The sequence below is a fragment of the Campylobacter concisus genome (genome assembly GCF_003048775.2).
In the GTDB taxonomy this organism is placed as follows: Bacteria; Campylobacterota; Campylobacteria; order Campylobacterales; family Campylobacteraceae; genus Campylobacter_A; species Campylobacter_A concisus_I.
On sequence record NZ_CP049272.1, the window covers coordinates 495,954 to 508,649 of the forward strand.

Annotated in this window: 11 protein-coding genes and 1 tRNA gene; 9 read left to right on the forward strand and 3 right to left on the reverse strand. The window is 37.5% G+C overall.

Features of this window, described 5'->3' with window-relative positions:
* The 3 genes from CVT17_RS02440 to ribD are packed head-to-tail and all read left to right on the forward strand — an operon-like array spanning position 1 to position 3,290.
* Entirely contained in the window at positions 1-1,650 is a 1,650-nt protein-coding gene (locus CVT17_RS02440) for a formate--tetrahydrofolate ligase (protein ID WP_107858595.1), read from the forward strand.
* 11 nt (positions 1,651-1,661) lie between these two features.
* Positions 1,662-2,213 carry a hypothetical protein gene (locus tag CVT17_RS02445; protein ID WP_107769698.1) on the forward strand — a complete coding sequence of 184 codons (552 nt, stop codon included), beginning with the start codon at positions 1,662-1,664 and terminating at the stop codon, positions 2,211-2,213.
* A gap of 15 nt (positions 2,214-2,228) precedes the next feature.
* Positions 2,229-3,290: a bifunctional diaminohydroxyphosphoribosylaminopyrimidine deaminase/5-amino-6-(5-phosphoribosylamino)uracil reductase RibD gene (gene ribD, locus CVT17_RS02450; protein WP_107769697.1), complete on the forward strand. Its 1,062-nt coding sequence runs from the start codon at positions 2,229-2,231 to the stop codon at positions 3,288-3,290.
* On the opposite strand, the gene CVT17_RS02455 is transcribed toward ribD, so the two are convergent.
* From CVT17_RS02455 to CVT17_RS02465, 3 genes are all read right to left on the reverse strand, one after another.
* The gene (locus CVT17_RS02455; RefSeq protein ID WP_107769696.1) at positions 3,287-4,150 is read right to left on the reverse strand and encodes a VIT1/CCC1 transporter family protein; all 864 of its coding nucleotides are present in this window, start codon (positions 4,148-4,150) and stop codon (positions 3,287-3,289) included. The genes ribD and CVT17_RS02455 overlap by 4 nt on opposite strands.
* A gap of 54 nt (positions 4,151-4,204) precedes the next feature.
* Positions 4,205-4,289 (reverse strand) — tRNA-Leu (locus tag CVT17_RS02460).
* A 44-nt stretch (positions 4,290-4,333) separates the two neighbouring features.
* On the reverse strand, positions 4,334-4,636 hold the full coding sequence (locus tag CVT17_RS02465; RefSeq protein WP_004317263.1) for a F0F1 ATP synthase subunit C: 303 nt from the start codon (positions 4,634-4,636) through the stop codon (positions 4,334-4,336).
* A 205-nt stretch (positions 4,637-4,841) separates the two neighbouring features.
* Between CVT17_RS02465 and CVT17_RS02470 the strand changes: the two genes are divergently transcribed.
* The 6 genes from CVT17_RS02470 to CVT17_RS02495 all read left to right on the forward strand — a co-directional run bounded on the left by CVT17_RS02470 (position 4,842) and on the right by CVT17_RS02495 (position 12,688).
* Positions 4,842-6,188: a sodium-dependent transporter gene (locus CVT17_RS02470; RefSeq protein ID WP_107858596.1), complete on the forward strand. Its 1,347-nt coding sequence runs from the start codon at positions 4,842-4,844 to the stop codon at positions 6,186-6,188.
* On the forward strand, positions 6,185-7,516 hold the full coding sequence (locus tag CVT17_RS02475) for a sodium-dependent transporter (protein ID WP_107858597.1): 1,332 nt from the start codon (positions 6,185-6,187) through the stop codon (positions 7,514-7,516). Before CVT17_RS02470 ends, CVT17_RS02475 begins: the two co-directional genes overlap by 4 nt.
* Complete coding sequence (locus tag CVT17_RS02480; protein WP_107769693.1) at positions 7,516-8,856, forward strand: sodium-dependent transporter; 1,341 nt, start codon at positions 7,516-7,518, stop codon at positions 8,854-8,856. Before CVT17_RS02475 ends, CVT17_RS02480 begins: the two co-directional genes overlap by 1 nt.
* A 9-nt stretch (positions 8,857-8,865) precedes the next feature.
* Positions 8,866-9,375, forward strand: coding sequence for a TRAP transporter small permease subunit (locus CVT17_RS02485; protein ID WP_107769692.1), 510 nt, complete (start codon positions 8,866-8,868; stop codon positions 9,373-9,375).
* Positions 9,375-10,763, forward strand: a complete 1,389-nt coding sequence (locus CVT17_RS02490) for a TRAP transporter large permease (protein ID WP_107858598.1) — start codon at positions 9,375-9,377, stop codon at positions 10,761-10,763. Before CVT17_RS02485 ends, CVT17_RS02490 begins: the two co-directional genes overlap by 1 nt.
* A gap of 122 nt (positions 10,764-10,885) precedes the next feature.
* Complete coding sequence (locus CVT17_RS02495) at positions 10,886-12,688, forward strand: biotin/lipoyl-containing protein (RefSeq protein WP_107858648.1); 1,803 nt, start codon at positions 10,886-10,888, stop codon at positions 12,686-12,688.
* Positions 12,689-12,696: the final 8 nt, after the last annotated feature.

A 12,696-nucleotide genomic window follows, 5' to 3' on the forward strand; every position in this document is an offset into this window, starting at 1 on the left:
ATGCTAAGCGACATCGAGATAACTCACCAAACGAAACTAGAACACATCAGTAAAGTTGCCGCAAAACTAGGCTTAAACGAAGACGAGCTTGAGCTTTACGGCAAATTTAAGGCTAAAATTTCCCCTAGACTTGAGCCATCAAACTCAAAGCTCATCTTAGTTACTGCGACTAACCCAACCCCATACGGCGAAGGCAAAACGACTATGTCTATCGGTCTAGCCGACGCACTAAATTCACTTAATAAAAAGGTTTGCCTAGCGCTTCGTGAGCCATCTCTTGGGCCAGTTTTTGGCATAAAGGGTGGAGCGGCAGGTGGCGGCTACTCACAGCTTGCGCCGATGGAGGATCTAAATTTACACTTCACTGGCGATTTTCACGCGATAACATCGGCAAATAACCTGATTTCAGCGATGATAGATAATAGCCTTTATCAAGAAAACCCACTAAAAATCGAGAAAATTTTATGGAAGCGCTGTATGGATATGAACGACCGCGCGCTTAGATTTATCACAGTGGGTCATGGTGGCAGGACGGATGGCGTGCCAAGAGAAGATGGCTTTAATATCACCGCTGCAAGCGAGATCATGGCTGTGCTTTGTCTAGCAACAAGCCTTTCTGATCTAAAAGAGCGCGTAGCAAACATCATGGTTGCCTATGATAGCGATAAAAAGCCTATCTACGTGCGTGATCTAGGCTGTCAAGACGCTGTTTGTATACTTTTAAAAGATGCGATCAAGCCAAATTTATTTCAAACGCTTGAGCACACACCTACGCTCGTACATGGCGGTCCATTTGCAAACATCGCACACGGCTGTAACTCAGTCATTGCAACAAAAACAGCTCTAAATTTAGCTGACTACGTCATCACTGAAGCTGGCTTTGGCTCTGAGCTTGGTGCGGAGAAATTTTTAGATATAAAATGCAGGGTTGCTGATATCAGGCCAAGCGCTGTGGTGCTTGTAAGCACGATCAGATCGCTAAAATATAACGGCGAAGCAAATAAAGATGAGATCACAAAACCAGATATGAACGCTCTTAAAAAAGGCATCGAAAACCTTGGCGGACATATCGAAAATTTAAAAGGTAAATTTGGACAAAACGTAGTTGTGGCGCTTAATAAATTTGACTTTGACACCGATGAAGAGATAAATTTCGTAAAAGAGTACTGCCGTGAGCTTGGTGTAGAAGTGGCAGTTTGTGAGAATTTCTTAAAAGGTGGCAAAGGTGCGATTGAGCTTGCCGAGCTAGTTTTAAAAGCGTGCGATAAGCCAAGTAAGATAAATTTTACATACGAGATGAGCGATGATACGAAAACTAAAATAGAAAAGGTCGCTAAGGAAATTTATGGAGCTGGTGAGGTGGTCTTTGAGGAAGCCGCTCTTAAAAAGCTTGAGATGATAAAAGAGCTAAATTTGAGCCATTTGCCAGTTTGTATCGCAAAAACTCAGTATTCATTTAGCGACGATGCGAAGCTTTTGGGTAGAGCAAAAGGCTTTACATTTAGTGTAAAAGATCTTGATATTAGAACCGGGGCTGGCTTTATCGTTGCAGTTTGCGGTAAGATCATGCTGATGCCAGGACTTCCAAAAGTACCAGCTGCTGTCAATATGAAGATAGACGCAGACGGCAAGATCGACGGCTTATCGTAAATTTAGAAAATATGAAATTTGTAAAAATACTATTTTTAATAGTTTTAAGTGCTTTCTTCGTTGGATGCGCGGGAAGATATAAATATAATGTTGAGCCAACGCCGATACAAAAAGGCGTGGCTCAATACATTGTTAGTGATTTTAACCTAACATTGACGAATCAACCAACTAGATACGAGCACAACACTAACTATAAAAATGAAAGCGAGCTTCGTGATGAGTTTGTGGAATTTATAAACAAACATCTAAAAGAGCAGGGCATTTTAGGGGACGAAAATAGTTTCAAGATAAAAATACAAATGGACTATGAAAGATGGTTTAACTGGGGTGGCAAGGCGTTAAACAAGCCACACTTTCGCTATAGCGTGAAAATTTATGATAACGATGATAGGCTTTTGGTCTCTTACTCTATACCAGTTTCTACAACGAAATATAGCTATTTTAAAGAGATCGCGGTTTTGGCAGAGATCGCTGCTTTTAGGTGGGACGCAGAGGATGAGCCGACCGATATCGACTTGATCTCAAAAACTCTTGTTGATGAAATAAAAGATATAGGAAAATAAAAATAGTCTGTTAAGATGAACGACGAATTTTACATGGATCTTGCTTTAAGCGAGGCTTGGAAATTTCAAATATTAACCTATCCAAATCCAGCCGTTGGATGCCTTATCCTTGATGAAAATGGTCAAATTTTATCTTGCAAGGCTCATGAAAAAGCTGGATATTTACACGCTGAACCAACGACGATATTTTTTGCACTTTGCAAAAAAAGTAAAAAATTTAAAGATGATTTTATAAAAGCATATAACGCTAAATTTAGCTCTAATATAAAAGAGGACGAATTTGGCCTTTTGGAGCCAAAATTTACCTATGAATTTATACTAAAAAATCACTCAAATTTACTAAAAAATGCAAAAGCTTACGTTACGCTAGAGCCTTGCTCGCATCATGGTAAAACGCCACCTTGTGCAAATTTACTAAAAGAGCTTGGCTTTAGTGAGGTCATAATTGGCAGTCATGATGAAAATCAAATAGCAAGTGGTGGTGGTAATTTGTTTAAAAGCGCTGGTATAAAAGTTAAATTTGGCGTTTTAAAAGAGCGCTGCGATAAGCTGCTTGAACCATTTTTGGCATATCAAAATGGTGGTTTTAGTTTTTTAAAAATCGCAATTAGTAAAAATGGCGTAGCAAGTGGTGGCATCATCACAAATGAGCTTAGCCGCACGCACGTCCATAAACTAAGAAGCATCATAGATACGCTAGTGATCGGCGGCAACACAGTGCGAGTTGATCGCCCAAAGCTTGATAGCAGGCTAGTAAGTGGTGGCAAAAATCCAGATGTCTTAATCTACTCAAGAAGTGATAAATTTGATAAAACTATACCGCTTTTTAGTGTGCCAGGGCGCAAAGTTAGTATTCAAAAAAAGCTTAGCTTAACAGGACTTAGTATGTTTGAAGGTGCTGGCGAGTTTTTAAAACTTGCAAAAGATGGCAAGCTAGCAAACGTAAAATGGCTACTTATCTATCAAAGCTCAAATTTTAAGGATGGTAAAAGCTTGAGCCTTGATCTAAATTTAAAGCCACTATTTAGTGGGAATTTTGGAGACGACAGCTACACTTGGTATGAAATTTTGGATTAAATATCTAGACCAAAATAGTGCTTGACTAAAAAGCCGATGCCAAAAGATATGATCGCAACGCCAAAAGTTATCACGCACATCTCAATCACTCTTGGCAAAAATTTAAGCTCCTTTGCCACACTTATATAAAAGTTGTAAGTGATGATGGCAACCAGCGCAAAGAAAAACATCGACAAAACAGCGTAAAGACCGCTTGTAAAGATGAAAAATGGAAGTATCAAAAACGCCGTTGTTATGATGTACGAACCACCTGTGTAGAGCGAATAGGTAAGCGGTTTGATCTCGTCACTTGGATTTTCTTTTGACTCAAGATATGCTGAGCCAGCCATGGAAAGAGCAGCTGCAATGCCCATGATAAGGCCTGTTGCGCCAACTGATTTTGTATTTGAAAAAGCAAGTGCGATACCACTTAGTGTGCCAGTTAGCTCAACTAATGCGTCATTCATACCAAGAACAATGCCACCGGCATTGACTAGTTTCATATCTTTTAACATAGAGATTAAATTGTTTTCATGATTTACTTCTTCTTCATAAATATCTCTAGCTTCAGGATACTCGTCAACGATACCAAGATAAAATTGTTCTGCATCTTCTTCGCGTGACTCCATAAATTTTAAAGTAAAAGATGTACCAAAAATTTTAACAAGTATCGTATAGAATATGACTTTGAATAAATTTGCAGTTCTGCTCTCGCCTGTTATCTTTTGACAAAAAGCATAATGTCGTTTTTCCTCAGTGATTAATTTACGAAGTATTTTTTTATTTTCTTCATTTTTTTCACTAGCTTCTAGTAACGTATAGATGGCGGTATCATCTGCTTCATTTTGTAGCTGTTTTAAAGCACGCTTTTTATCTAGCATAAATTCCCCTTTTTTAATTTTGTAAGATTTTGGATTTTGAAGTGTAAGATTGGATGGTGCGATCAGCGAGACTCGAACTCGCACACCTAGCGGCACTACCCCCTCAAGATAGCGTGTCTACCAATTCCACCATGATCGCAAAAAGAGTAAAAGCCCCAAAGGGGCTAAATTTAAGCTTTACGCTTAGCCAAGCATTGGGTTTGCATAAAGAACGATAAGTGTAATAACAAGTGCGTAGATAACTTGTGCTTCGATCATCGCAAGAGCGATAAACATTGTTGTCATAAGTTTGCTACCAACGCCTGGGTTTCTAGCTGTTCCGCTAATTGTTGCAGCAGCTGTATTACCCATACCAATAGCGCCACCAAGAGCTGCAAGGCCAAGACCAATACCACCAGCGATAACTGAATATGATCTAATCATCTCGCCATCAGCACCAAATGCAAATGCAGCAAGACCAAGAATTAAAAACACGATCTTTTTCATCGTTGCTCCTTTAAAATTTTAAAGCTCTTTCGGATCTGTCCCCTACTTAAACTTTATGAGCCGTAATATTACAAAAACAAAACTTTGTTTCAAATAAAAACACTAAAAATTTAAATTGCCCATAAAAAATTCTTGGCTTAGAAAAATAAAAGTTTTTTTATGTTATCTTTGAAAAAATTAATTTATTCTTAATCTCAGGTAATCAATGATAAATGAAAAATTTTCAAAAATAGGCTTTGTTCTTGCTATGGCAGGATCGGCTGTTGGACTTGGTAATGCATGGAAATTTCCAACAATGGTAGGAAACAATGGTGGCTCAGCGTTTATAATTTTATATTTACTTCTCACGTTTGCTATCGCTTTTGTAGCGTTTTTAGCGGAGCTTAGCATTGGTAAGCTTGGTGAGAGTGACGTTGTAAGCTCCATTTATAAACTTGCTCCAAAACATAAAAAAATATGGTCCCTTTCAGGCTTTTTTATGATAGGAGCGATACTTATTGCTTCGTTTTATATGGTTGTCATTGGCTGGATATTAAAGTATATTTATCTTGGCTTTTCGCCACTTTTGGCTGATACTAAAGAAGCAGCAGCGCAGTTTAATACGCTTTTATCAAATGATTTAAGTAGTGCTATTGTTTGTTTTAGCTTGGTTTTTTTAATGGTATTTTTTGCTGTTTCAAAAGGTGTGAAAAGTGGCATTGAAAAACTAAATATCTGGATGATGCCGGGCCTTTTTATATTGCTTATTTGTATACTTTTTTATGCAATTAGCATGGGTGATGGCTTTGTTAAGGCGGCTAAATTTTTATTTGTGCCAAATTTTAGTGCGATCACGCCAGATGTTGTTTTGCAAGCTCTTGGACTTGCCTTCTTCTCACTATCTATGGGTGTCGGCGTCATACCGACATACGCTGCAAATTTACCGGAGCAGACAAATCTTATAAAATCAACGCTTTCTATCATCTTTATAAACATATTAATAGGCATTATGATGGGGCTTGTGGTCTTTACATTTATATTTGCTTATGGGGCTGATAGTACGGCAAGTGGACCAGGGCTTATTTTTATCTCACTTGTTACGCTTTTTGCAAAGCTTGGGATAGTTGGCAATATTATGGCTATCGCATTTTTTGTTTCGCTTTTATTTGCTGGTGTTACAAGTGCTGTTTCGATGATAGAACCATTTGCTTACTATTTGGTTAGAAAATTTGAAATTTCACGCAAAATGGCTCTTGTTTATATTGGAATTTTTGTCTATATTTTAGGCCTTTTTTGTATTTTTTCATATTATGCGCAGACGGCTAATATCTTTAGTATTTTTGGTAAGCCAGTCTTTGATGCACTTGATTTTCTTACTTCAAATATAATGATGCCAATAGGTGCCATAATTTTTAGTTTTTTTGTTGGCTATAAACTTAAAAAAGAGAGCTTATATCTACTCTTTGGTGAATTTATGGGAAAAGTATTTTTTGAAATTTGGTACTTTACTCTAAGATATATAGTGCCAATTGCAATTTGCGCCATCATGATCTATCAAATAGCAGGTAAATGATGGATAGATTTAGTAGAGTTGGTTTTGTTCTTTCTATCATTGGAGCGGCTATTGGCCTTGGTAATGCATGGAAATTTCCATATATGGTCGGTAGTAATGGCGGTTCAGCATTTATTCTTATATATCTATTTTTTGCTTTTGTGGTTGGGCTTAGCATATTTTTTGCTGAGATGGCAATGGGTAAAATTTCGCGCCTTGATACGGTTGGGGCATTTAAAAGTCTAGCTACAAAGGGGGCAATTTCCTGGAAATTTGCTGGTGTTGTGATGGTGACAGGGTTATTCATCGCATCTTTTTACACGCTCATTATCGGCTGGGTTTTAAAATACGTTATCTTAAGTCTTGGTGAGCTTCCAAAAGATATGGCAAGCTCAGAAGCGCTTTTTGTAAATTTTACTTCAAAGGGCATAGAGGAGCAAATCTTATATTTTAGCATCGCCTTTTTTGCCTACTTTTTTATACTTACAAAAGGTATAAAAAGTGGAATAGAGCGTATAAATGTATATCTTATTCCAGCACTTTTTATTTTGCTTTTGCTTATGCTTGGCTACTCTTTTGGCATGAATGGATTTGATGAGGCGGCTAAATTTTTACTAGTGCCTGATTTTTCAAAGATAGATCAAGGTGCTATCTTAAATGCTCTTGGGTTAGCTTTTTTTACGATGTGTATTGGCATTGGCTGCATTTTAACTTACTCATCAAGCCTAGGCAATGATACAAATTTATTCACTTCATCACTTTATGTAGTCTTTGCAAATATAATTATTAGCGTAATTATAGGGCTTATAGTTTTTACATTCACCTATGAATTTGGCTCAGAGCCATCAAAGGGTGCAGGGTTAGCATTTATCTCGCTTCCAACGCTTTTTGCAAAGCTTGGTTTGCTTGGAAATTTCTTAGCTTTTGCATTTTTTACATCTTTATTTTTTGCTGGTATAACATCGGTTATTTCGCTAGTCGAGCCATTTATATTTTTCTTAAATAAAAGTTTGGGATTTAGTAGAAATAGATCAATTATCATTGTCGGTGCCGTAGTTTATGTTTTAGGGATTTTATGTGCATTAAGCGGTATTGGTAATTTTAAAGAAGCACTTACATTTTTTGGTAAGAGCTTTTTTGATTTGCTTGATTATCTTAGCTCAAACATTATGCTCCCACTTGGTGGCATTATATTTGCCATTTTTGTTGGGTACTTTATGAAATTTGAGCTTTTAAAAGAGCTATTTTTGCCTTATATGGGTGAGATTGTTTTTAAAATTTGGTATTTTTTAATAAGGTTTGTGGCACCAGTTCTAGTTTTTGTGGTGTTAGTAAGGGAGATTGCATAATGGCAAAAGAACAGTTTTCTAAAATAGGTTATGTTTTAGCAGTTGCAGGGTCAGCTGTTGGACTTGGCAATGCGTGGAAATTTCCATATATGGTCGGTGAAAATGGCGGATCGGCATTTGTTATTTTATATCTTTTGATAACGTTTTTAGTTGGCATACCTATCTTTATGGCAGAGCTAAGTATTGGCAAACTTAGTGAGAGCGATAGTGTAAATGCCTTTAGAAAGTTAGCGAATAAAAATAAAAATTTATGGCAACTAGTTGGAATTTTAGCTATGGTAACCGCAGCTATAATCTCATCTTATTATATTGTTATCATCGGCTGGGTCTTTAAGTATTTCACACTATCTTTTACCGGTCTTCCAAACGATATAGAAAGTTCAAAAGCAATATTTAACGAGCTTCTTACACATGGTCTTGGCGAGCAGACACTTTATTTTGTTATAGCATTTGTAGCTTGCTTTTTTATCCTTTCAAAAGGAGTGAAAAGTGGCATTGAAAAGCTAAATGTTTGGATGATGCCAAGCCTATTTATCATGGTTTTAATCATGCTTATCTTTTCTATGACGATGAATGGCTTTACAAAATCGGCTGAGTTTTTACTTGTTCCTGATTTTAGTAAAATTTCATTTAACTCGCTCTTGCTTGCTCTTGGGCTTGCTTTTTGGACACTATCTCTTGGTATGGCAGCGATCATTACATATTCAGCTAGCTTAAGCGATGATACAAATTTAGCTACTTCTACGCTAAGTATTGTCTTTATAAATATCGTCTTAGCCATCATGATGGGTCTTGTTATCTTTACATTTATATTTGAATTTGGCGCAGAGCCATCTCAAGGACCAGGACTTGTCTTTATTTCGCTTCCAACGCTCTTTGCTAAGCTTGGTGTGATAGGTCAAATTTTAGCTGTGGCATTTTTTGCAGCACTTATCTTTGCTGGCATTACTTCAGCCATCTCTATCGTAGAGCCGTTTGTATTTTTCTTGATCAGAGAGTATGGCATTAGCAGGATAAAAGCTCTTAGCATAGTTGGAGCCGGTGTTTTTGTTTTAGGATTTTTGTGCCTTTTATCAAATATAGAAAATGTTGGCGATAAATTTATGCTCTTTGGTAAAAATTTCTTTGATTTTCTTGATTTTACCGCTTCAAATGTTCTGCTTCCAATTAGTGGTATAGGTGGTGCGATATTTGTTGGATATTTTATGAAAAGAGAGGCACTTTATGTGCTATTTAGTCCATATATGAGCGACTTTGTATTTAGTGCATGGTATTTTTTATTAAGATATGTGGCGCCAGTTTGCGTCTTTATCATTATGATAAATAAATTGTTTTTTTAAGGGTTGTTTATGCAAAAAGTTGAGAAATTTTTTGATAAGGTCGGCGATATAGTCGGCTATATTTGCATGTTTATTATGGCTTTGATGATAATAGATGTTTTTTTTAACGTTGTGGCAAGATATTTTTTTTCCTATGGAAACGTCGCATTTCAGGAGCTTGAGTGGCATTTTTTTGCTGTGATATTTTTGCTTGGCATGAGCTATGCATTAAAAGAAGATGCGCACGTTAGAGTTGATATCTTTTATGCTAAATTTTTACCAAAAAATAAAGCTCTTGTAAATATGATAGGAACTGTTATTTTTGTAATCCCATTTGCACTTTTGGTTTCAAATTTATCATTTGAATTTGTGAGTGATGCTTATACTTCAGCTGAAGCTAGTGCAGATCCAGGTGGTCTTACTCACAGATGGATCATAAAAGCACTTATTCCTTTTTCTTTTTATCTGCTTGTGTTTTTTGCGATCGGCTTTTTTATAAGAAATTTTAATCTTTACAAAAAAGCTAAAAAGGGGGAATAATGGCTGGCTTAATAATGTTTATAGCTGCGCTTTTGATGCTAGGCATTGGCTTTCCGGTAGCCTTTACCTTTGGTGCGGTTTCGATGATATTTGGCATGATTGGTAGTATTGTTGAGAGCATTGGAGACGGAGATGGGCTACTTGGAAGCATCGAAGTTTTCAAAGATATGTTTAACTTCATGCCTTATAGAATTTTCTCTATCATGGAGAGTAGAATTTTTATAGCAGTTCCACTTTTTGTATTTATGGGCGTCGTGCTTCAAAAGTCAAAACTAGCTGAGAGGCTACTTGAGAGCATGGGTATGCTTTTTGGAGAAATTCGCGGAGGTATTGCTATTAGCACTATCTTGGTTGGAGCACTTCTTGCAGCTTCAACCGGCGTTGTTGGTGCAAGTGTCGTTGCAATGGGCGTTATAAGCTTGCCTGTTATGTTAAAGTATAAATACGACCAAGCGCTAGGTTGTGGTACTATATGTGCTGCTGGTACGCTCGGACAGATTATTCCACCTTCTATCGTGTTGATTATTTTGGGTGATATATTTTCAGTGCCAGTTGGTGAGCTTTTTCATCAAGCCATCATCCCAGGACTCACACTAGTAGCAGTTTATATCATTTATATTTTGATTGTTGCTTATTTGAAACCAGATACTGCACCGGTAGTAAAAGATGAGAGCGGTGTTAGTAAATTTAAGCAGATTATGAGAGCATTAATCGCTATCTTTCCGCCGCTTTTACTAGTTATTTGTGTATTGGGCTCTATATTTGCAGGTATCGCTACACCAACTGAAAGTTCAGCTTTTGGTTGCGTTGGAGCCATTATTTTAGCTATTTTTTATAGGACATTTTCATTGTCTATGATAAAAGAGGCATTGGCAGAAAGCGTAAAAACTACAGCACTTGTCTTTGCCATACTTGTTGGTGCAACAGCCTTTTCTATGGTATTTAGTTACACTGGTGGTGATGAGATTGTTGAAAAATTTATGACAAATTTACCAGGCGAGAAGTGGGGCTTTATCATTTTTAGTATGGTTGTCATCTTTGTGCTTGGCTTTTTTATCGACTTTGTTGAAATTTCATATATTGTGCTTCCTATCTTGGTGCCAATAGCCGCAAAGCTTGGTATAAATCCAATTTATCTAGCAATCTTAGTTGCGATGAATTTGCAAACTTCATTCCTAACGCCGCCATTTGGTTTTAGCTTATTTTTCCTAAGGTCAGTCGCACCAGCTGAGATAAAAACGACTGCTATTTATAAAGGCGTTGTGCCTTATATTTTTATTCAGCTTGCTGTACTTGTATTTTTCTGCATCTTTCTAATGGAATTAAAGCCAATGCTTGATGCGAGCCACGGCGGATTATTAAACTTCTTGCTCTCACTTTTTAAATGATATAAAAGTTTTTGGTTGTAAAATACCAAAAAACAAGTAAAATGGCTAATTTGAGTTTCTAACCAATTTAGCCATTTTCTATGAATTCTTTAAATAAATTTATAAAATTAATGAGGTGGGTGATGGCGAAGAAATTTATCGATGTTATGGATACGACCTTTAGAGATGGCTTTCAGTCAGTTTATGGCGCTAGAGTGCTTATGAACGATTTTTTGCCTGCGCTTGAAGTGGCCAAAGAGGCTGGTATAGAGCATTTTGAATTTGGCGGAGGAGCGAGATTTCAAAGCCTTTATTTTTACCTAAATGAAGACGCTTTTGCGATGATGGATAAATTTAGAAGCATCGTAGGACCAAAAGCAAACCTTCAAACCCTAAGTAGGGGCGTAAATACCGTCACACTTGACACTGGTAGCCGCGAGCTGATCGACCTTCACGCAAAACTTTTCAAAAAACACGGAACTACTACTATTAGAAATTTTGACGCACTAAATGATGTTGAAAATTTAAAATATTCAGGCGAAAGGATCGCTCATCACGGACTAAAACACGAAGTCGTTGTTACTATGATGGATCTACCTAGTGGCTGTGTGGGAGCACATGATGTTAAATTTTATGAGAAAATTTTAAGAGAAATTTTAGACGCAAATATCCCTTATCACAGCGTTTGCTTTAAAGATGCAAGTGGCACAAGTAGCCCACAAAAGGTCTATGAGACCATAAAAATGGCTAGAAAATTATTGCCAGAAAAAACTCACATCAGACTTCACACTCATGAAACCGCAGGCGTAAGTGTGGCTTGCTATCTTGCAGCGCTTGAAGCTGGCGTTGATGGTATAGATCTAGCCGCAAGCCCAGTAAGTGGCGGTACAAGCCAGCCAGATATCTTAACTATGCTTCACGCAGTAAAAGGCAAAAACTATGATCTTGGCGGACTTGACGTGGAGAAAATTTTAAAATATGAAAGCGTTTTGAATGATTGCTTAAAAGAGTATTTCTTGCCGCCTGAAGCTGTGCAAGTAAGCCCACTCATACCATTTTCACCGATGCCTGGTGGCGCGCTCACTGCAAATACCCAGATGATGAGAGATAACAACATCTTAGATAAATTCCCAGAGGTCATCCTTGCTATGCGCGAAGTGGTGCAAAAGGGCGGATACGGCACTTCAGTGACTCCGGTTAGTCAGTTTTACTTCCAACAAGCATTTAATAATGTGATGTTTGGCAAGTGGAAAAAGATCGCCGAGGGATACGGCAAAATGGTGCTTGGCTACTTTGGCAAGACCCCAGTTACGCCTGATAAAGAGATCATTAAGCTTGCTAGCGAGCAACTAGGACTAAAACCAACTACAAAACACGCAGTTGATATAGCTGATAAAGACGAGAGTAAGTCGCTTGCTCATGTAAAAGAAATTCTAAAGCAAAACAATATAAAAACTACCGAAGAAAATATATTTATAGCAGCAGCTTGTAAAGAAAAGGGTATCGCATTTTTAAAAGGTGAAGCTAAAGTAAATGTAAGAAAAGTAGATCCAAACGCTAAGGCAAATGAATGCAGACAAACTCAAAGTGGCAGATATAGTGTCGTCGTAAATGGTAGCCGCTACAATGTCGAAGTAAGCGAGGGCTTTAACGATAGCATCCAAGTAAAATCAATCACCGAAGTTGAAGGCAAGAGCGTAAAAAATGCCAAAAGTGCAGCAGCAGGTGCAACTGAAAATGATATCGTTGCTAGCTTGCCGGGTGCTGTGCATAAAATTTTAGTTAGCCCTGGCGATCAAGTCAAAAAAGGGCAAGCTGTAGTCGTGCTTGAAGCAATGAAGATGGAGATAGAGGTCAAAGCCCCAAAAGATGGTGTGATAGGCTCTATCGAGGTTAACAAAGGTCAAAGCGTCGCGAACAATCAAGTAGTGGCTAAATTTAAATAAATTTGCCA

Coding starts and splice junctions, on each gene's coding strand:
- CVT17_RS02485 (WP_107769692.1), top strand. CDS start 8,866: ATGCAAAAAGTTGAGAAATTTTTTGATAAGGTCGGCGATATAGTCGGC.
- CVT17_RS02440 (WP_107858595.1), top strand. CDS start 1: ATGCTAAGCGACATCGAGATAACTCACCAAACGAAACTAGAACACATC.
- CVT17_RS02495 (WP_107858648.1), top strand. CDS start 10,886: ATGGCGAAGAAATTTATCGATGTTATGGATACGACCTTTAGAGATGGC.
- CVT17_RS02445 (WP_107769698.1), top strand. CDS start 1,662: ATGAAATTTGTAAAAATACTATTTTTAATAGTTTTAAGTGCTTTCTTC.
- CVT17_RS02475 (WP_107858597.1), top strand. CDS start 6,185: ATGATGGATAGATTTAGTAGAGTTGGTTTTGTTCTTTCTATCATTGGA.
- CVT17_RS02490 (WP_107858598.1), top strand. CDS start 9,375: ATGGCTGGCTTAATAATGTTTATAGCTGCGCTTTTGATGCTAGGCATT.
- CVT17_RS02480 (WP_107769693.1), top strand. CDS start 7,516: ATGGCAAAAGAACAGTTTTCTAAAATAGGTTATGTTTTAGCAGTTGCA.
- CVT17_RS02455 (WP_107769696.1), bottom strand. CDS start 4,150: ATGCTAGATAAAAAGCGTGCTTTAAAACAGCTACAAAATGAAGCAGAT.
- ribD (WP_107769697.1), top strand. CDS start 2,229: ATGAACGACGAATTTTACATGGATCTTGCTTTAAGCGAGGCTTGGAAA.
- CVT17_RS02470 (WP_107858596.1), top strand. CDS start 4,842: ATGATAAATGAAAAATTTTCAAAAATAGGCTTTGTTCTTGCTATGGCA.
- CVT17_RS02465 (WP_004317263.1), bottom strand. CDS start 4,636: ATGAAAAAGATCGTGTTTTTAATTCTTGGTCTTGCTGCATTTGCATTT.